Genomic DNA, 19,929 nt, shown 5'->3' with positions numbered 1-19,929 from the left:
AATGGAGGCGCAAAGATCGCAAGAACCCCTGGGCCGTATCGCGCCGGCATTCTTTTTGCGTGCTTGGCGTCTCCTCAGCGAACTCTGCGGTTCGTTCTTATTCCGCACTCCGAAATTCGCACTTCGCAATTGATGACCCGCATTCATCTCTTCAGATGAAGTCCACTTTCTCCACCCAGGTTCACCCGCACCCCGGAGACAAAATTCAAGCGATAAGCGGGGAATCCCAGTACCTCTTCATATCTCTGGTTCAAGAAATTGTTGACGCGCGCATACCAGGTGACCCCGCTGGCGAATTCGTATGATCCCCCGACGTTGGCAACAACAAAGCCGGGGTTCTTGAGAATGCACGGCAGCCCCAAATCGCAGGCAAATGTTCCCAGGTTCGGATCCGTGTCGGTCGTTCTACCCCGCATCATCGCATCGAGAGAAAGGACAAGACGCCGATGGGTCCACGTGGCAAAGAGAGAGCCTGAGTGAGCCGGGCGGCGGATCAGCGGATCGCCGACTTTGAAGATCGATTGGGCGCGGCCGGGATCGCCGTTCAGCGAGAGGATTTCGGAATTCAAATAGGTGTACTGGCCGCCCAAACGGATCTTTGAACTGGGCCGCACGCTCACTGTAACCTCCATGCCCTGCGCGCGTGCGTTGCCCAGGTTGTCGGAGCTGAAGGTGGAGAGCTGGCGCAGATCCCCCGTCAGGGTAACGATCTGGTCCTCGAATCGGTTGTAGAAGTAGGTGACATCAAAGAGTCCCCGCGAGTTCCACAAGGACACCTCGGCGCCCGCGTCAAAACTCAAGGAGCGTTCGGGACGCAGCCGGGGATTGCTGGTGAATGCCAGCTCAAATCCATTCGGAGCACGGATGCCGGTCCCCGCTGAACCGTGCAGCTTGGCATAGCTGAACGCGTGATCCATCGACCCGGGCCGAATAAAATAGGATGCCGACACCCTTGGGTTGGTGGAGACCAGGGAGGATGCCGGGAAATTCTGGTCGTGCGAAAACGGGACGGCAAGGATTTCGTCGGTCCTGAAATTTTCGATTCGCACGCCGGCCGTCAGGAAGAACCGTTGCTGCCAGTTCCACTGGTTTTCGACGAAGTATCCAAGATTGTTCCGGTGTAGAGCGAAGACCTGACCCGTCGGATCGGTCACAAAATTATTCAAAAACCGCTCCCGCTGGTATTCAAACCCGAAGGCGAGGGTGTCACCGGGGAAAAGGAGGACATCACTTTCGCTGCGAAGGGACGCACGAAAGTTGTCGCTGAACGAATCTCCCAGCGAAGGGCTCAGAAATCGAAAATTACGCGAGAGGAAATCTCCCTCCAGGCGTTGTCTGAACCTTGAAGAGAATTCATGCTCGATGTCTGCCCCATAAACATAGTCATTGTTCTTGTCGCGGGACTGCTGATCGAGGCCGAAGAAGGTGCCGTTGGGATCGCTGCCGTAGGCCCCCGGAGCGCCCGCGTCGTTGGCATTGAGATTGAAATGGAACGCGGCGTGGGTCCGGGGCGACAATTCGAGGCCGATTCGCCCGGACGCATTCTGGTCGCGGTAGTTGTCGTTAAAGTTGGCCCCGTCGGAGTCCATGCGCGACAGGTTCAGGGCCCAGTTCACGCCTCGCGTCAGACCATTCGCGCCCGTGCTCCAGCGCCGCAGCAAGTAGCTGCCGCCTTCGGCTTGAAACGAGTACCGGGGCGTCCCCTCCCCGCGCTCGGTGATGACATTGATGGTCGCCCCAACCGCCTCCGATCCGTAGAGCGCGCTCTGCGGACCGCGCACGACTTCAATGCGTTCCACATCATCCGCCACCAGATGCGCGAAATCGAAGCCCAGCCCTCCCCCAAAGTCGTTGAGCTTCACGCCGTCCAGCAGCACCAGGTCGTAATTCGCGTTTCCTCCCCGCGCGAAAATCGAGGTCGTGCCCCCGCGGCGGCCAGCCGAACTCACCGCGAGCCCCGGGACCTCCCGCAACGCATCCTGGACCAGCGGAGTGGCAGAGTTTTTCAAGTCCTCCCCGGTAATGACGCTGACGGAATTTCCCACCTGCCCCATCGGCTGGTCGATCAACGACGCGCTGACCAGGACGGTATCCGTTCGGGCGCTCAGTTGAAGGTTTATCTCGACAGACCGGGTCTGACCGGGCTTCAGTGGATCGACGGTCACCATCCCTGAAGCAAATCCGGTCTGACTGACGATCAGCTGGTACTCCGTCCCTGCCGAAACCTCGAACCGGAACCGCCCCTGGCCGTCGGTCCAGTGGAATAGCGTGGTCCCCAGGGCATCGATGCAACTGACTTGAGCGCCTCGAATAACCGCCCCGGAGGGATCTTTGATTTGACCCTCAATCACGCTGGCCTGGGCGAGGAGGGGAACCTGTAAAACAATCCATAAAAAGCAGAAGACAGCGATGTGCAACGGGTGGCTGAAAACGCGATGGTTTCTATTCATCATTCCCTCCAAATCTCAAAACATCCCTCTGACGAAAGACGGGTGAAGGTGCATGGGTAATTCAAACATCCATTTTCATTCAACGCCGAGACGCAGAAGGCGCGGAGTTGTCCTGGACAGCTTTTCTCTGTGTCCGCCGCGTCTCTGCGGTGACATCGTCTTACTCCTTAATCTCTGATCTTCTCCCCCTCAGAAGGGTCACCCGCGCCACGCCGGAGACGGGGTTCCGGTCGACCAGGAGATCGGAATCAAAAACCTCCCGAAGCCGCTCCTCGGTCAACACCTCACCCGGCGATCCAAATGCGAGGGGAATACCCCCATTCAGGAGCAGAATGCGGTTCGCAAATTCGGCGGCGAGGTTGAGTTCGTGGGTAACCATGAGGACGGCCATGCCGTGCTCCCGCGCCAGCCGTTCGACCAACTTCAGAAGCCCCATCTGAAACGCGACATCGAGGTTGAGGGTCGGCTCATCCAGCAGGAGCAGTCCTGGGGTTTGAGCCAGGGCGCGGGCCAAAATGACCCGCTGGCGTTCACCGCCCGAAAGTTCGTTCATCCATCGCCGCTCGAAGACCGCGGCCTTAGTCATATCGAGAGACCGTCGCACAATGGCCAGGTCTTCGCTTGATGCCAGTTGCAATCCATCGAGAAAGGGATGGCGTGCCAGCAGACAGTATTCCAAAACGGTCATGGGAAAATGCAACGCGCTTTCCTGGGCCACTACCGCAATCTGTCTCGCCCGCTCACGATGCCCCATTCGATGAATGTCCACCCCGTTCCATCGGGCCCATCCCGAGGCGGGCCGGAGCGTCCCGCTCACCAGTTTGACCAAGGTCGATTTTCCCGAGCCGTTCGGCCCCACAATCGCCGTTACTTCGGAATTACTCATGGCGAAGGAAACGGGATGAAGCTGAAAGTTGCCCACTTTCACACCCAATTGGTGAACCTCAAGAGAGCTGCCGCCGGCGAGTGGATGCACATCCATCCGGGGTTGTGAATGGGAAGAGATCACCGTCAATCCTCCGTCCGATCGCGTCTCAGCAGGTAGATGAACACCGGGGCCCCAGCCAGCGCCGTAATGGCCCCGACGGGAAGTTCCGTGGGTGCGACGATGGTTCGTGCGATCAGATCAGCCAGCAAAGTCAACATGGCCCCCAGGATGGCCGTCGACGGCAGCAGCAGGCGATAGTCATTGCCGAAGAGCATTCGAGCGATGTGCGGAACGATCAACCCCACAAACCCGATGGAGCCGCTCAGCGAAACTGCCAGGCCGGTCAGCAGGGCCGCCAGGACAAAGATCGCCCGCTTCACCCATTCAACCGGCACCCCCAAGTGGGCGGCTTCCTGCTCGCCAATGAGCATGACATTGAGATCGCCTGCAAAGCGGTAGATCAAGACCATCGTGGCGAGTGTTACCAGTGAAACCCATTTCATGGAGGGTACTTGGACGCTGCTGAAGTTCCCCGTGAGCCAGAACGTCGTCTCGCGTAACTGGCCTCCGCTGAGAAAGGGTTGAATGAAAATGATGACGGAGGAAAAGAATGACGCCACGATGATCCCTGCGAGAATCAAGGTGTGCGCGGAGACCCTTCCCTTCCGGCTTCCCAGGGTGTAAACCAGCACGATGGTGATCAACCCCCCGACAAAAGCAGCGACAGGCGTAGGGATTCCCCAGCGACCCGCAAAAGCAATCGATAGAATGGCTGCCAGCGCGGCACCACTGGAAACACCCAGAATATGGGGATCGGCCAGAGGGTTTCTCAAGAGCGCTTGAAAACTGGCGCCCGCCACCGCCAACGCCATCCCGACCAGCATGGCGAGATAGATCCTCGGCATCCGCAGGCTGAAGAGTATCGTGGAAGTCTCCGAGGTTGAGTGCGCGCGAGGATGGACCAGCTGTGCCGAAACAGTCTTGAATACTGTGACAAGAGGGATGTGCGTGCTGCCGATGGACAAGGCGACCCCCATCATCCCTGCCAGCAGCAGGAGCAGCAGGAGCAGGCGCACCGCCATTTTCTTTCGAGTCAGCATTTTCGAAGTCTTGTTCACCGCAGAGACGCCGGGAGTTCCGGACACATTAGGGACAGACACCTCACTCTCACATACCTCCAATACCCTTCACAGCCGGTGTCTGTCCCTTCGTGTTTGATCTTCATCCCCTTCGGTGCGATCTCGGAGCATAAGAGACCGTAGCAAACAACCTTGATCTTTTACTTGGCTGCGGGATGGAAAAACTCTGCAAACTGTTCCAGGGCGTCCAAAAGCCGCGGACCCGGGCGGCTGGCATTGTCCTCAACTTCGAAGACCCGGTTTGTTCGAACAGCCGTCGTGCGGCTCCAGCCCGGCCACGATCTCAATTGATCGATCGCGGGAGAATTTCCGTTGTTTCTCGGAAGAAGGATGATTTCCGGGTCGCGTTGCACTATTTCTTCCAGCGACAATTGCGCCCAATCCTGTTTAAGATCGCCGCTGATCGAATCCCCCCCCGCGAGCGAAATAAGATCTGTGATATAGGCCCCGCGTCCCGGCACGCTGATCGGGTTGTACCAAACCAGGTAGAGCACCCGGGGCCGGGGCAGTCCTGCCACCTGCTTCACGACCGCGTCCCGGCGTTCCCGAAGTGAATGAACGAGGACGTCGGCCTGGGCCTGGTTCCCGGCCAACGTCCCTACATCCTCCAGGGCGCGGAAGACATCCTTGAGAGAGGTCGTGTGCACCCCGTAAAGAGGAATCCCAAAACGCGCCAACTCGTCCGCCACAGCAATCTTGTTTATCTCAGGCGTTCCGATCACCAGGTCCGGATGCAGGGAGACGATGACCTCGATGTTGGGATCGATCAATCCCCCCACGCTGGGCTTCTGCCGGACCTCGGGAGGGAAATCGCAATAATCGCTCCGGCCCACCACTCTCTGGTCCAAACCAAGGGCGTAAAGGATTTCAGTGACACTCGGGGCGATGGAAATGATGCGCCGGGGACGTTCGGGAACCATCACCGTGCGGCCGGTTTCGTCGATGACTGGGTGTGTGGCAGCGGTGGTGATCTGGGGAAAAACGATAAGAAGCCAGAGGCAGGAAGCCAGAAGCCAGAAAGAAGAAACCAGTTGCCAGTTGCGAGTTGCCAGTTGTCCAAGGGCGGTTCTCAGTTGCCAGTTCGCAGTTGCCAGTTCCCAGTTGTCAGTTGGAGCATCCATCAATTCGGAAGGTTTGGGCCTGACAACCAACACATCCCCACTCCTGGAAGCCTGGGGACCGCGAGGCAGGGAGAGTAGTGAGTCAATCGACAAAAAATGACGAAGCCCTTTGATCATTGACATTGCATTCTGACCTGTGACGTCTCGCCTTTCACTGGCAACTGGGAACTGAGAACTGCCTTCTGACAACTGAGACCTGGCAACTGACAACTAATAAAAAAATACCCCGTGCATCTTCGTAGGAAAACGCACGGGGCAATAAACTTTGTCCACGGGCCCTTTGACGCGAAGAGCACAACTTTGGAGTCGTGAACCTGAAGGAGAGAAGCTTTGGGGCATCGCTCGGGATGCCGAGCCCCTGGCTTCAGTTCCTAGGTTTCGCTGGTTCCAGGCAGGTCTCCTGACTTGGCCACTCTCGGTTGCGTTCTCACCTTCCCATCCCGTCCCGCTCAGTGCGTGAGGAACAGTGGTTTTGAACCCGGAAGCGTGGTCTCACAGTGGCGCGACCGTCGCCGACTTTCACGGCGTTCCCTTTTTGACTCCGACCTTTCGGAGTACCTGAAACCGCTGAGAAAGATCACAATGCCTTTTCAAGGTAGCAAAAGTCGGCAGCGAGTGTCAAATACTTTTGAACCGACTCCCCGAAGACGGGTGATCTTGACAAGGTATGTAACATTCGTTAATCTATGTAACGATCGTTACGCCATCACAAATTGACTATGCGCTGGCTCTTTCTTGTGCATCAGATTCCCCCGCAACCGTCGCAGGCGCGCGTCAGGATCTGGCGCGCCCTGAAGAAGATGGGGGCGGTGCTGCATCGCAACTCGGTCTACGTCCTTCCTTATTCCAGAGACCAGCATGAAGACTTCGAGTGGCTCTCGCAGCAGATTCGCGACGCCGGCGGCGAGGCGTCGGTTTTTCTTTCGAAAGCCTTGAGGCCACAGGAAGACCAGGAACTCAGGAAGCGGTTCCAGGCGTCCCGGGACGCTGACTACACGGATCTATTGCAGCAGTCGGGAACCCTGGGGCGGAAACTGGACGCGATCCTCGACCGGACGCCCCTCTCCCCGCAACGGACGAAGAAACTGCTTTCGGACTGGGAAGATTTGAAGTCGTCGCTCGAGCGGATCCGGCGCGTGGATTTCTTTCGCTCAAACCGGGCCCGCGCCGTGGAGAAGCAAGTGGCCCGCCTCGGACGGCGATTGCAAACACTGCGCAGCTCGAGCCCTGAGACCTCCCCCACTTCCCCCTCAAGCGAACGTTGCACCCCGAATCAGTTCCAGGGCAAGACCTGGGTGACGCGCCGTGACCTGCATATTGACCGCCTGGCGTCGGCCTGGCTGATCCGCCGTTTTATCGATCCGAAGGCTAAAATGATCTTTGCAGCAGAAGGCCGGATCCCCCGCGGCCCGGTCCCCTTCGATTGCTTTGGTGCGGAATTCAGTCATCACGGGGACGATTGCACTTTTGAGACCTTCGTCAAGCGATTTCAGTTGCACTCCGATTCGGCTCTCACGGAGATCGCTGAAATCGTCCACGACGTCGATCTCAAAGACGAGAAGTTTGGTCGAGCCGAAGCCGCAGGATTCAACCTCGTCATCCAGTCGCTTTGTGCGGCAATCAAAGAGGATTCCAAGCGGCTGGAAGCGGGGCTCCAGCTATTCAACCGACTTTACGGATACTTGAAACAAAAGCACAATTCTAAAGGGGGACACCCCCCGGGACGAGTGAAACCTCCGTCATCCGGAAGAGTGCCGAAGTGAACCCGGTGAATTCCCTGAGCCTGCGGAAATCGTCTTCCATTGAACGCAACGTCATCATCCTGTCAGTCGCCGTTTTTCTGGTCGCTTTTGGGGAAGAGCTTTGGAACAGTTTTCTCCCGAAGTACCTGGAAGCCCTGGGCGGCTCCATCGCCCTGATTGCCGTCTTTGGCACCTTCAAGGATTTCCTCGACGCGGTTTATCAATACCCCGGAGGAGTCCTGTCTGATCGACTGGGCGAACGGCAGGCTTTGACCCTATTCGCCGGGATGGCGGCTTGTGGCTATGTCATCTACTTGCTCAGCTCGCGACCGTGGATGCTTTTCATCGGAGTTTTATTTGTCATGAGCTGGTCGTCCCTGGGGTCCCCTGCCATCTTCGCCGCGATCGGAGCCTCCCTGTCCAGCGAGCGAAGGACGCTGGGGTTTTCGTGGCAATCGTTGCTGAAACGACTGCCCATCGTCATTGCCCCCGTCCTGGGGGGACTGCTGATCGCTCGTGAGGGGATGGTTCGCGGAGTCCGGACGGGGCTGGCCGTCGCCGTCCTGATGGCTCTGTTCGCCATGATCCTTCAACAGAGGTTCTATCTTCAAACTCCATCCTCGCTTTCCCGTCCCGCCGGCGGGATGGTCCTGCTCTTCCGGAGTTTTTCGCCCGTCCTCAAGCAGCTCCTGTTTTCCGACATTCTCGCGAGACTCGCGGAGGGGATCGCCGAGATCTTTATCGTGATTTACGCCATCAACATCATTGGCCTGAACCCGAAACAATTTGGACTGCTGGTCGGCGTCCAAATGACCACCGCCATCGCGGGGTATCTCCCGGCGGCTGCTTTGGCCTCCCGCGTCGGACGGAAGCCGCTCGTATTTTTCACATTCATCTGCTTCGCCCTTTTCCCCCTGATGGTGGCGCATGCCCGGAGCTTCCCGCAAATGTTCGGCGCCTTTGTGGTCGGAGGCCTCCGCGAGTTCGGGGAACCAGCGCGGAAGGCGATGATTGTGAACTTTGCGGATGAACAATGCCGGGGACGTCATGTCGGGCTTTACTACTTTATCCGGAACATTTCGGTGACCCCGGCGGCCGCGGTCGGAGGATGGCTCTGGCACATCCTTTCACCCAACGCCACATTCCACGCTGCCTTTCTCTGCGGGGTAGCGGGAGCCCTCTTCTTTCTCGTTTCTGTTCATGATAAGACCCAGGAGGTGAATGCATGAAATGGATTACTCGAGAAAATGTAAAGGTCGATCGGGTGGCCTGCCCTTGGCTGATCAAACGCTTTATCGATCCGAGCGCGGAATTCATCTTTGTCCAGGAGGCGGTGATCCTGGAGCGGTCCCGGGACCTCGAGGCAACGCCCTTTGACGTCCCAAAAAATCCGGGTGTTAAGTTGAATCATCGCGATGGATACTGTTCGTTTGAAACCATCCTCGAAGAATTCCATTTAAAGGGGAATCCAGCCCTGGCACGACTCGCTCTCATCGTGCATGGCGCGGACATCCCCCGTGAAATGCATGCCGCGCCTGAAAGCGCGGGACTCTACGCCATCGCCAATGGGTTTTCCAAGACCTGCACCTCCGATGAAGAGCGCCTGGAAAAACAATTTCCGGTTTATGATGCGTTGTATGAATTCTGCAAGCAGTGAAGAACAGTTGCCAGTAACCAGTTGTCAGAGGTTAGTTGTCGGTTGCCAGTTGTCAGTTGAAAAACTGTTCAGCTCTATGGTCTTCCAATCTGACTGCGTACGAGATTCGGATCCAGTTTGGCGGACATCGAAAGAGAGGAATTGAGTGGTCGGTTGTGATTGAGGTCCCCCTCCTTATCTCTGCCGTCTGGCGTCACTGTCAAACCGCTCAAGTCTCGCTCTTCACTGACAACTGAGAACTGACAACTGATCTTAAACAAGGAGTCCACAATGAACTCGATGAATAGATTTTCGACATGGTTCCGTATTCTTTGTATCGTCTCAATGGCCACGCTCTTGGTCCTCCCGCCGGCCCTTTCTTTGGCAGAAGGTGAAGCGACTTCCTGGAAGAAGGTCGAAGCGGTATTGGGAAGGACAGGAACTTACAGTGGGGGGACTGTAAAGTTCGGATTTCCCCGCACTGACCTGAAGGTGACGCTGGGGGGAGTGACGCTAAAGCCGGGATTGGCCCTGGGTTCCTGGGTGGCGTTCACAGGGACTGAAGACTCTGCCACCATGATGGGTGACCTTGTGCTCCTGCAGGGTGAAATCGAAGGGGTGGTGGACCGGCTTGAAGCCGGCGGCGTCATGATCTCCGCCCTCCACAACCACCTGCTCGGCGAGACCCCCCACGTGATGTACATGCATTACATGGCGCACGGCAACGCCGAAACCCTTGCAAAAACCTTGAAGGCTGCGCTCGCGACGACGGCTACTCCGCTGGCACTGGGCCCGCACTCAGATGCCGTGAAGAAGTCCACCGCTCAAGCCATCAAATTCGACGGCAAGAAAATCGAGGAAATCCTGGGGAGGAAGGGCTCTGAGAGTGCTGGAGTGCTCTCTTTCGGTTTTCCGCGGGCTGAAACCATCCGTGCGCACGGAGAGGAGATTCCCCCGCTGATGGGGACCGCCAATTTCATTAACATTCAGGATGCCCCCGAAGGGGTCGCGACCACGGGCGACTTTGTGCTCATCGCCAGCGAAGTCAACCCTGTGATCCAGGCCCTTCGATCTGCGGGAATTTCCGTGACCGCCCTTCACAATCACATGTTGGACGAGGACCCGCGCCTGTTCTTCCTGCATTTCTGGGGAGAAGGACCGGCGGTAAGGATCGCCGCCGGGATCCGGAGCGCACTGGACCACGTTAATCTGAAACATTGATGAGGAGTCGGAGTAAAATTCCAATTTCAAATTCCAAATTCCAAATAAAAACCAAATTCCAAACATGCCAAACAAAGGCGGAGGCAAAACAACAGGAGCTGACGCTCCATTTGCACATGATCATTAAGTTTTTCCTGTAATTTGGACTCTGTTTGGAATTTGGTTTTTGGATTTTACTTGGAATTTGGCTATTGGTATTTGGAATTTAGATTCTAAACTGCAACGGACAGGGACCTTCTGACGTCCTTATTGAGGAGTCCGATCGAGAGGTTGCGACAATGCAGTGGCTGAGAATCAATATCTTTACCGCATGGAAAGCGCTGGGGCGCCACAAACTGCGGGCGACCCTTACCCTGCTGGGCATTTCGATCGGCATTGCGGCGGTCATCGCGATGGTCTCCATTGGAGATGGCGCCAACCGGGCAGTGATTCAAAAGTTGGAAAGCATGGGCACGAACATGCTGTTCGTGGAGGCCGGCAATCGGCAGATCCAGGGCGTCCGAACGGCGTTCAACACCATGATGTTCGAAGACGTGGTGGCAGTGCGGAACCAGTGTCCCTCCGTGGCGCTGGCTTCTCCCAATGTGGATTTTCGCGCCCAGGTGGGTTTTGAAGACCACAACTGGAATACCCAGGTCAACGGCGTTGACCTGGATTATCGGCTCATCCGCCATTGGAATGTGGTCAAGGGGGATTATTTTTCTGAATCCGACATCTCGTCAGCTGAAAAGGTCGCCGTGTTGGGCCAAACGATCGTCGACCAGCTCTTCCCCGAGGGCAAGAATCCGGTCGGGGAAACCATCCGGATTCGCGGCAATCCTTACAAGGTCGTGGGCGTGTTGGAAACCAAAGGAAGCAGCGTGACGGGATCCGACCAGGATGACAACATTATCATTCCGTGGACCACGGCCCAGCGCAAGATGCTGGGCATCCGCTACATCAAGGACATGTACATCTCAGTGGTGAGTCGCGAACAAATCGGGATGGCCAAGGACCAGATCACCTCCCTGATGCGTCAGCGCCATCATCTTCGCTCCGACCAACCCGACGATTTCTCGATCCGGGATTACACCGAGATTGCGGAGATGGTGAATGAGACCAACCGGATCATGACCCTGCTGCTGGCCACCGTGGCCTCGTTGGCGCTGTTCATCGGCGGCATCAACACGATGAATATCATGCTGGTCACCGTCACCGAGCGCACCCGCGAGATCGGCCTGCGGATGGCTGTGGGCGCTCACCAGAGTGATGTCCGCCTCCAGTTTCTGATTGAGGCGGTGACCCTGACCGTGGTGGGAGGGGTGATCGGAGTGGGCCTGGGGATCGCCTCCTCTGCCGTTATCAGCAACGTCCTCGAATGGCCAACGGTGATTTCATTGATCGCTATCCTTGTGGGGCTCAGCGTCTCGGCCTTCGTGGGAATGGTGTTTGGCTATTACCCCGCCCACAAGGCCGCCACCCTGGATCCGATTGACGCCTTGCGCTACGAATAACCCCTGTCTTTAAAACTCTTCCAGATCTTCGACGGATCGAAAAAAGCCGCTTTTGCCTCCATCCCCGTGGCTTGTTTGTATGCCCGCGGCAGTTGACGATCTCTCCCCACCTCGATAAGATGTGATGATTAGAGAGAACAAGCGTTGACGTGTGCGAGTGGGAAACACCGCGTTTGCCCCCACGCACGCTTTCGGAGGGGATTGTGATCAGGTTCGAATACTCGATTGTACAAACCATCATCCTGGTGGGTACGATCCTCTTGCTGGTCAGATTGATGGTTCCCCGCATTCCGATGGGAGAGATCTTCCGGCAGATTCGTGAACGCCTGCCGCAGACCGGTTACGTTCTTTGTCTGCTGGCTGCATTGGTCGTTTCACTCATTGACTACGTCGAAGCACACTTCGACGCCCGGGTCACCCAGGCCATCCAGAAAGATTACACTCCCTTCGTATCCCGTTTTGGAACCACTTGGGTGGAGCATATTCAGCGGCACCGCAGTGTGGTGGCGACTTATCTGTTTACCTACACGTATATCTGGATCTTTCCGGCAATCATGTTCGCGGTGTTTTTTGTGCTGGTTTACGATAACCGGGAAGAGGTGGCACAATTCCTCGTGGCTGCCTACTTTACCAATTTGCTGTTTGTACTTCCCTTTTATCTGTTTTTTCCGGTGAATGAGGTCTGGGTCAGCGATCCGCATGTCCGGCTCCTGATCGACCGTATCAGCCCTCTCGTCATGGAACATTTCCGGTCGATCAGCGCCCTGGACAATTGTTTCCCGAGTTTTCATACCTCGCTGGCATTGCTGATTGCGATGGCCGCCTGGCGATCCGGAAGGAGCAGGGTGGCGCTGCTGGCAACTCTCGCATCATTGATGGTGATCGTCTCGACCCTGTACCTGGGCATTCATTGGCCGCTCGACCTCCTGTCGGGCGGTGTCGCTGCCATCCTCTGCGGCTCGCTTTCATTCAGCTATGCCCCTTCAATGTTCTCGCGAGCCGCTCTGCGTTTTGAGCAACTGAGGCAGTTCGCCACCGACAAGATTTCCGCTTAAGGTGGAAGACTACACCGCCGAGAGCGCGGACGGCACCCGAATTTGAAGTCAGTACTCCACGGTCACAGACGACCGTCCCGCCATGTCCACACACCCTGCAAAGAGGATCCTGTTGCTCGCCGCGTCCCTCGGTTCAGGCCATTTGCGCGCTGCCGAGGCCGTCGCTGAAGCTTTGCACAAACTGGAGCCATCGTGTCAAACCGAGGTGTTGGACATCAAACAACTCGTTTCCCCCCTGTTCCGCGTGATTCAGTTTCAGGGTTATGAGTTCCTCATTGAACGCGCCCCTTGGATGTGGCGTTTCCTGTATCAGAACTCCCTATTTGAGGGAAGGAAGTTTGCGGCCCCCCGGGTCCTGCTCGAGCACGGGAACCCTCGGCTCGTGGAGCGGATGAGACAGTTTGCGCCCGAGACCATCGTTTCAACTCAGATTAATTGCCATGAGTTGGCCTACCTGCTTTCGCGGCGCAGCTCTGCGAAAACCCGGATCATTTCCGTTATCACGGACTACGACGTTCATCCCATCTGGTCGAAGACCCCGGCCGATCTGCTGGTAGTGGCCCACCGCGAGTTATTCGAAAGGCTCATTGGCCTCGGTGTGGATCGCGCGGGGGTTCTGGCCAGCGGAATTCCCATCGCCTCCCAGTTTCAGACACCCCGGGACCGGTCAACTCTCTGCGCTCGATTCGGCTTACGACCGGATGTCGCGACCTTGTTGGTGATGGGCGGCAGCGTGGGCTTTGGGGAATTGGACCAGGTGGTTGCCGACCTGATGCGCAGCGAGCGGACCTATCAAATCCTCGCCGTGGCAGGGCACAACGAGGGAGTCCGCCATCAGCTCGAGCGGCTCACAGAGAGCCGGGATGCCCGCGGCAGCGAGAATCGGGGGGACAATCGAAGTTCCCTCCAAATCTTTGGCTTTGTTGATTTCATCCCGGAATTGATGACAGTGGCGGATTGCTTCATTTCCAAGCCGGGCGGATTGGCCACCACGGAGGCGCTGGCGATAGGTCTTCCCATGGTTTTTGTCAATCCCATCCCCGGGCACGAGGAAAAGAACGCCGAGTTTCTGGCCCGGCATGGGGCTGCCCGGGCGGTCCAATCGATATCCCAGCTGAGGCCCGCACTCGATTCGCTCTTCGAGAACTCAAAGGCAAACCTAAATGAGATGCAAATCGCCACCCGCGCCCTCGCAAAACCCGATGCCGCCGCGCGATTGGCGGAGGTGATCCTGAAGAAAAACCCGGCATCCTATGTCCCCACACCCTCCTCAGTCTCATCTGAACAGGCCATTCATCACACCGAGCGACAGGAACCTGGGAATGCAGGGCGACCAGGCCGATCACACGCCTCGACGAATATCACTCTCCCCTCTGAATGAACTGAATGATCCCCTGATTGACCGCCTCCGGTTTTTCCTCCATCAGGGCGTGGCCGGCCCCCTCGATGACTTTGACTGTTGAATTCTTGATCTGGCGATGCAGGAAATCGCGGACGCTGGGATCGATGAAGGAATCCTCCGCTCCCCACAGGATCAGAGTGGGTGCCTGGATCCGGGCGAAAAGCGCATTCTCATTGGGATTGGAGGTGGTCAGAAAGAGGCGCAATGCTTCGGCGGAGTTTTTTATGGTGAAAGGAAAGTAGTAGCCTTCGACATCGGCGTCCGAGACTTTGGATTTGTCTGCGTACGACTTGAGCAGCAGCTTGCGAACCCGCTGCCGATCGGGTCCCGCCAGTTGATAGGCCAGGCTGCTAAACATCCGGCCATGCAGGAGCCGGGTCACGAAAGGGCGCGTGATGTAGAGCGTGGCGCTGTCGATGAGCACGAGGCGATCGATCCGCTGCGGGTAGACCGCGGCCACTCGGGCGGCAATCGTCCCTCCCAGCGAGTGGCCCACCAGCGTGGCACGTGGAATTTTCAGTCTGTCCAGAAGGGCCACCACAATGTCGGATTCGGCCTTAAATGAGAAATCCCGGTTGGAATACTCCTTCGAAAAACCAAATCCTTTCAAATCGAGCGCGATCACACGGGCGTGTTTTGAGAGTTCTGTAATGTTCCGCCGAAAACTGAAGGTGGAGGCGCCCAGCCCGTGGATCAGGATCACCGGTGAAACCGCTTGGGTTCCAACTCCCGGCTCATCAGGGGCAACCAAGGCACCGGGCCGGGTATCCAAATAGAAGATCTGCGCGCCCTCCACAGCAGCGAACTGCCCCTCGACCGGTCCGGAGCGAACCCGGACGGCCTCCTGGGGCGAAAGCGTCTCGTTTTCCCCCGGCGAGGCACACGCAGTGAATAACATCGTGGCGGACAGCATGACGAGAATCGCAATCGCCCTTAAATGGATCGTCGGGGGCGGGCTGAAGCTTTTAGAGTGGCGTTCGAAGGTCATTTTGGATAACATACTCCGCTTAAGAAATGTGCTCGTTCCACAAGGATTGTCCTCTGTCCGAGACTCACCGGGTCAATCGGTGTCCGCTTTGAAAGAGATTCGAAGGTCGCGGCCTCCGGTCAGGTCCCAAGCGGAGCAGCCATTCCCAACACTAAAGAAACTGACCATTGACTCACGAACACCCGGAATCGCTCTTCCGAACTGATGCCGGAAATGAGAAAACACCCTGGTCATGGATTGTAGTCGCGAACTTCTATTATTCTGACACGACGCGCTGCTTTGGTCAAAGAACAGCGCGAAAACATAAAACCTATTTGAGATCCGGCCCGGGTAGCGCTTTTCGCCGGTGAGGAGGTCAGTTGTGAATTTCACCGTGAAACCTGCCTATTCGATCCGAACGTCCGATGTGCTCTGGCCCAAGTGGGAGTCCCTGAAGAAAGTTCCCTCTTTTCTGCTCCTTCCTTTCGCTATTTTTGTACTTCTTTGGGTTAGTTCAACCGGCTCACTCTTGTGGGCCAAGAAGGCGACTGAGCTGCGGCGACAACAGCACCCCGGGAAGACGGGCTTTGAGCGATCCAAGCTGGCCGCCCAGGATATCCCGGAAACATCTCAAAGCCGCGTCGAAGCGGGAACACTGAACCAACAGGTCCAGGAGGATTATGCCAACAGCCCGGCCATGATGGGATTCAAGCGCAAGTTCGGCTTGCAATGGCAGGTGCTGGTGGATGAGCGCAGCATGGTGCCCAGGAGTTTCATGGGCGAGGGCGTGCCCTTTACGGCGCGGAGCCAGTCGGCGTCCAAGTTGGGTCCATCCTGGCAATCCAAACTCGCCTCCACAGAAACGATTGATGGTCTTGAGAGAACAGCCCGCCAGTTTCTGGCCGACAATCAGGATCTTCTCAAGGTTGATCCCGCGGCCCTCACCCTCGACCCTGCGGCGAGCGGCATGCTGGAAGACGCAACGGGCAAGTTCCGCCTCGTCTTCCAGAACAACTATCGCGGGGTCCCCATCCTGAATTCCTCTGTTTCAATGTTCATCAGCCACGGCAACATGATCCTCTATGACGCTGAGCGCATCGCCAACATCAACATTTCCGTGATACCCGGGCTCTCGCCGATGGCGGCGGTGGGCCGTCTGAAGCAATCACTTGGACTGAGTGACACCGATATACTTCTCGATCACGCCGCAGAATTGTTCATCACCTTGGTGGAATCACCGGCTGCCAAGTCCGCTCGTGCCAGGAGTGCCACGGTGGAGGGAGGCCCGACGGGTCTCTATAACGGGCCAGCGGGGCAGGGCTATACAGCAGAGCTGGTGTATCGGATTCAGTTTCATGTTCCGGACGATGTGCGGTCGCTGGTGGCCCTGGTCGATGCGAACACCGGCGAGAGGATTGACCTGTTCGATCAGAACCGTTATCAGAAAGGCAAGGTCTTAGGCGCGATTTACACCCGCGGGCCGGTTAGCACCCCGGGGTTTGTGAACAGCGGAGGACAGCAGGCCCCCGAGTACCTGGTCCCGTTCGACCGTTTTACTGTGGTGAACGGAAGCACCAGTGTCAATACGAATCCGGGTGGAATTTTTGATCCGGCCGGACTCAGTCTTGCAGGATTTTCCGGAGCGCTCTCCGGAGCCCAGACCAATGTGAGGGAGTTTGGCACTCCCTTGTGCAATTCTCCGCAGGGCCCCGCCGATAGCTCGGGGAGTGTTGTTTTTGCTGCACACTTTGACGATGGCCGGTGCTCGACCAGTCCGGGTTCTCCGGCACCTGGAAACGGGCTGGCAACGCATGGGGCTCGAAACGGGTGGTTTCACGACAACTTTACTATCACCCACGCCCAGAAATTCCTCAAGGGATTCAGCCCCGCCATGGATTCCTTCTTCAATGAAAACTTCAATGTCCTGGTGAATGACGGCTGCAATGCATTCTGGGATTCTGGTTGTCCCAACGCAGGGGGACAAGAATGCATGGACTTGGGTTCTTGTAGCATCCCAGACGGAGAGAACAATCAAGCATCCGAACCGGATACCATGTCGCATGAATACGGTCATGCCCTGGATTTTCATACCAAGACCAACGGAAACACCGGCGATTTGGGCAAAGGGGAAGGGCTGGCCGATGTCGATGCCTGGCTGAACACCCACCGTTCCTGCCTGAGTCCGGGTGACAGCTTCCCCCCGCTTCCGCCCGGAACGTCTTTCCACGGCTTCCCACAAGGCGATGCCTGCAACACTGCCGGCTTCCCGGCGGAGCCTCAAATCCTGCAGCAAACCGGTATTCGGGATTTCAACATCTTCATCTGCAACGATAATGGGTCGGGTGCCTGTCCTGCGGGAACGACGGGTCGACTGCAAAGCAACGATCAAGTGAATGCCTGTGGTACCCTCAGGACATCGGACGCTTGCAAGGGGAGGCTCGGTTTTGAATGTCATTGCGAAGGCCATCTCTCCTCGGGTTCGGTGCTTGACCTGTTCAAGGCTCTGGTCACCCGCTATGGGACGAACCAGGCCTGGTTCATGATTGAACGGCTTTATTATCTCGGGCTCCCCGGCATCACGAGCGCCCTGGGAAGTGACGGCGCAGGCAGCATCTATACCAATTTCCTTGCCGTGGACGACGACGATGGAAACCTGGCGAACGGCACACCCAATGGCGACTTGATCTTTCAGGCATTCCGGGCGCATGGGATCGAAGGCTCCCAGGCGGTCAGGTTTCAAGCGGGTTGCTCGACAGCACCCGGAGGTCCCGGTTCACCGTCCGCCCCCACGAGCTTTACAGCCACCGCTCAAGCTTCCGGCGGCATTATGCTTCAATGGAATGCTGTGGCGGGCGCGACCGGATATCGGCTGTATCGCACAGCGGCCTCACAGCCGGGTCACAATTTCGAGACTGATCCGATACCGTCGTCCTACTATGGCCGCAACGGTGTTTTCTTCAAGCTGATCAACCCGGCGACTCGGAGTTCGAATCCCACGTCTGGAGATAATTTATTTACTGGGGTAACCTCCTTTCTCGACCAGGAAGTGGCGTCAGGGTATGAATACTTTTATCAAATCCAGGCGATCACGGGCTCTGGCGTAGGCGAATGCCGTTCCACCCTGTCTCCGAATCTAGTGGATCTGGTGGCAAACGCCACCGCCAGCGGTTCATCACAGGTGAATCTTTCGGTTTCCAGCGGAGGTGTCGCCACCGCTACCACCATCGGTGGCAGCGGCTCAGTGCAGGCCGGCTACGGCGTGGTGACGACGAATTCGGGCAATGGGCCTTACGGGACAGCGGTTTTTACCTTCAGCCAGAACAATGTGGTGGTGAGCGAAGCCGGGGTCCCTTCCTCCCCAGCGACCACTCATGCCAAGCTGTTTGTGGACTCCCGGACCGGGGTCCCCGCTCCTACTCCGCAGTTCCCGGCGGGCACGATCACGGTGGACACCGGGGTGGCAATCGTGAACCGGGGCGGCGCCACGGCGACGATCACCTTCAGTCTCCGCGACGTCACTGGAACCACGTTGCTGGCCACGGGACAAGCTTCCATGGCGCCCGGGAGCCATGTGGCCAAGTTCGTCACTCAGCTGCAGGACCTCGCGCCGGGGTTTGCGCTGCCGGCCAATTTCACCACCGTGACGCAGTTTGGGACGCTGGAGATTAGCAGCACCCAGCCGCTGTCCATCCTGGGCTTGCGGCAAACCACCAACCAGCGCAACAACAGCCTGTTCACGAGCACCCCCATTGCGGATCTGACGCGGGCGGCACCGACCGGAAAGGTGTTCTTCCCCCAGTTTGCCGATGGCAACGGGAACAAGACCCTGCTGATCCTGTTGAACACCTCTGCGGCGACCGAGACCGGGCAGGTGAAGTTCTTCACCGACACGGGAGCGGCGCTGGTCGTCCATCAGGTCAACGGGCCGTCGCAATCGAGCTTCGATTACTCGATCCCCCCGGGGGGGGTGTTCACGCTGCAAAGCGACGGGTCCCCGACGGTGGCCAATGCCGGGTCGGTGCAGGTGGAACCCAACGGGAGTAACCCCAACGCGCCGGTCGGGGCGGGGGTGTTGAGCTTTACGCAGGGCGGGGCGCTGGTGACGGAGTCGGGGATTCCTTCGGCCACCCCGACGACCCGGGCGCGGATCTTTGTTGATTTGACGGGGGGACACAACACCGGGTTGGCGATCGCCAGTCCCGGCGGCTCCAGTCTGCAGCTGACCCTGACGGCGTTTCAAAACGATGGGAGCACCTTCGCCGGCAGCAACGTGACCACGCTCAACGGCAACGGCCATACGGCGGCGTTTGCGGGACAATTCATCCCCGGGCTGCCGGGCAGTTTCACGACGGGGGTTCTGGAGATCAGCGCAGCCTCTCCCTTTGTGGCGCTCACGCTGCGCTCGCTCAACAATGCGCGGAATGACTTCCTGATCACCACGTTTCCACTGGCCGATTCAAATCAACTCGCTCCGCAGCCCCTGATCTTCCCGCAGATTGCGGATGGCGGTGGATTCAGGACCCAGTTCATACTCCTGGGAGTCAATGGCGCCTCGACTACAACGACGAACCTGTTTGGCGACAATGGAGCGCCGGTCTTACTTTTGCCTTGATAGGGTGTCCGGGCCCGACCGAGAGCGCGCCCCTGCGGGGGGTGAAAGAGCTTTGGATCCGCGCCGGTGCAAGGGCCTGCTCATGCCCCGAAGGCATAAGGTTTTCATGTGCTTGACATTTGGGTGACCCCATCTTAATTTCTGGGAGTGGCGTGGGTGGGAT

General features: G+C 57.6%; 13 protein-coding genes and 1 riboswitch. Of the genes, 8 read left to right on the top strand and 5 right to left on the bottom strand.

Translation table 11 applies throughout. From position 1 onward, the window contains the following. Window positions 1-143: 143 nt before the first annotated feature. From LAO21_18385 to LAO21_18370, 4 genes are all read right to left on the bottom strand, one after another. Entirely contained in the window at window positions 144-2,450 is a 2,307-nt protein-coding gene (locus LAO21_18385; GenBank protein MBZ5554690.1) for a TonB-dependent receptor, read from the bottom strand. A gap of 160 nt (window positions 2,451-2,610) precedes the next feature. Beyond that, the gene (locus LAO21_18380; protein MBZ5554689.1) at window positions 2,611-3,459 is read right to left on the bottom strand and encodes an ABC transporter ATP-binding protein; all 849 of its coding nucleotides are present in this window, start codon (window positions 3,457-3,459) and stop codon (window positions 2,611-2,613) included. A 2-nt stretch (window positions 3,460-3,461) separates the two neighbouring features. Further along, a complete protein-coding gene (locus LAO21_18375; GenBank protein ID MBZ5554688.1) occupies window positions 3,462-4,538 on the bottom strand; it encodes an iron ABC transporter permease in 1,077 nt (358 codons plus the stop codon). A 119-nt stretch (window positions 4,539-4,657) separates the two neighbouring features. Next, the gene (locus tag LAO21_18370) at window positions 4,658-5,638 is read right to left on the bottom strand and encodes a cobalamin-binding protein (protein MBZ5554687.1); all 981 of its coding nucleotides are present in this window, start codon (window positions 5,636-5,638) and stop codon (window positions 4,658-4,660) included. 372 nt (window positions 5,639-6,010) lie between these two features. Beyond that, a riboswitch (cobalamin riboswitch) is annotated at window positions 6,011-6,215 on the bottom strand. A gap of 142 nt (window positions 6,216-6,357) precedes the next feature. On the opposite strand from LAO21_18370, the gene LAO21_18365 reads away from it, so the two are divergent. The 7 genes from LAO21_18365 (at window position 6,358) to LAO21_18335 (ending at window position 14,166) form a co-directional block, all read left to right on the top strand. After that, a complete protein-coding gene (locus tag LAO21_18365; protein ID MBZ5554686.1) occupies window positions 6,358-7,401 on the top strand; it encodes a chromate resistance protein in 1,044 nt (347 codons plus the stop codon). Continuing rightward, the gene (locus tag LAO21_18360; GenBank protein ID MBZ5554685.1) at window positions 7,398-8,609 is read left to right on the top strand and encodes an MFS transporter; all 1,212 of its coding nucleotides are present in this window, start codon (window positions 7,398-7,400) and stop codon (window positions 8,607-8,609) included. The genes LAO21_18365 and LAO21_18360 overlap by 4 nt, the downstream gene beginning before the upstream one ends. Further along, window positions 8,606-9,037, top strand: a complete 432-nt coding sequence (locus tag LAO21_18355) for a chromate resistance protein (protein MBZ5554684.1) — start codon at window positions 8,606-8,608, stop codon at window positions 9,035-9,037. The genes LAO21_18360 and LAO21_18355 overlap by 4 nt, the downstream gene beginning before the upstream one ends. Window positions 9,038-9,361: 324 nt before the next feature. Further along, window positions 9,362-10,237, top strand: a complete 876-nt coding sequence (locus tag LAO21_18350) for a DUF1259 domain-containing protein (protein ID MBZ5554683.1) — start codon at window positions 9,362-9,364, stop codon at window positions 10,235-10,237. 278 nt (window positions 10,238-10,515) lie between these two features. After that, window positions 10,516-11,730: an ABC transporter permease gene (locus LAO21_18345; GenBank protein MBZ5554682.1), complete on the top strand. Its 1,215-nt coding sequence runs from the start codon at window positions 10,516-10,518 to the stop codon at window positions 11,728-11,730. A gap of 203 nt (window positions 11,731-11,933) precedes the next feature. After that, window positions 11,934-12,785, top strand: a complete 852-nt coding sequence (locus LAO21_18340; protein ID MBZ5554681.1) for a phosphatase PAP2 family protein — start codon at window positions 11,934-11,936, stop codon at window positions 12,783-12,785. Between the two features lie 82 nt (window positions 12,786-12,867). Continuing rightward, window positions 12,868-14,166, top strand: a complete 1,299-nt coding sequence (locus LAO21_18335) for a hypothetical protein (protein MBZ5554680.1) — start codon at window positions 12,868-12,870, stop codon at window positions 14,164-14,166. Here LAO21_18335 and LAO21_18330 read toward each other — a convergent pair. After that, complete coding sequence (locus LAO21_18330) at window positions 14,147-15,175, bottom strand: alpha/beta hydrolase (protein MBZ5554679.1); 1,029 nt, start codon at window positions 15,173-15,175, stop codon at window positions 14,147-14,149. The genes LAO21_18335 and LAO21_18330 overlap by 20 nt on opposite strands. 361 nt (window positions 15,176-15,536) lie before the next feature. Here LAO21_18330 and LAO21_18325 point away from each other — a divergent pair, with 361 nt between their 5' ends. Next, window positions 15,537-19,766, top strand: coding sequence for a hypothetical protein (locus tag LAO21_18325; GenBank protein MBZ5554678.1), 4,230 nt, complete (start codon window positions 15,537-15,539; stop codon window positions 19,764-19,766). Window positions 19,767-19,929: the final 163 nt, after the last annotated feature.

The organism is Terriglobia bacterium (assembly GCA_020073085.1).
In the GTDB taxonomy this organism is placed as follows: domain Bacteria; phylum Acidobacteriota; class Terriglobia; order JAIQFV01; family JAIQFV01; genus JAIQFV01.
The sequence above is the reverse complement of the archived record's forward strand: the minus strand, read 5'-3'. Positions and strand labels throughout refer to the sequence as shown.

What these genes read in the sequence shown, in the direction of transcription:
- LAO21_18370 (MBZ5554687.1), bottom strand. Translation starts at nt 5,638, where the DNA reads ATGGATGCTCCAACTGACAACTGGGAACTGGCAACTGCGAACTGGCAA.
- LAO21_18365 (MBZ5554686.1), top strand. Translation starts at nt 6,358, where the DNA reads ATGCGCTGGCTCTTTCTTGTGCATCAGATTCCCCCGCAACCGTCGCAG.
- LAO21_18385 (MBZ5554690.1), bottom strand. Translation starts at nt 2,450, where the DNA reads ATGAATAGAAACCATCGCGTTTTCAGCCACCCGTTGCACATCGCTGTC.
- LAO21_18350 (MBZ5554683.1), top strand. Translation starts at nt 9,362, where the DNA reads ATGGCCACGCTCTTGGTCCTCCCGCCGGCCCTTTCTTTGGCAGAAGGT.
- LAO21_18335 (MBZ5554680.1), top strand. Translation starts at nt 12,868, where the DNA reads ATGTCCACACACCCTGCAAAGAGGATCCTGTTGCTCGCCGCGTCCCTC.
- LAO21_18345 (MBZ5554682.1), top strand. Translation starts at nt 10,516, where the DNA reads ATGCAGTGGCTGAGAATCAATATCTTTACCGCATGGAAAGCGCTGGGG.
- LAO21_18330 (MBZ5554679.1), bottom strand. Translation starts at nt 15,175, where the DNA reads ATGACCTTCGAACGCCACTCTAAAAGCTTCAGCCCGCCCCCGACGATC.
- LAO21_18355 (MBZ5554684.1), top strand. Translation starts at nt 8,606, where the DNA reads ATGAAATGGATTACTCGAGAAAATGTAAAGGTCGATCGGGTGGCCTGC.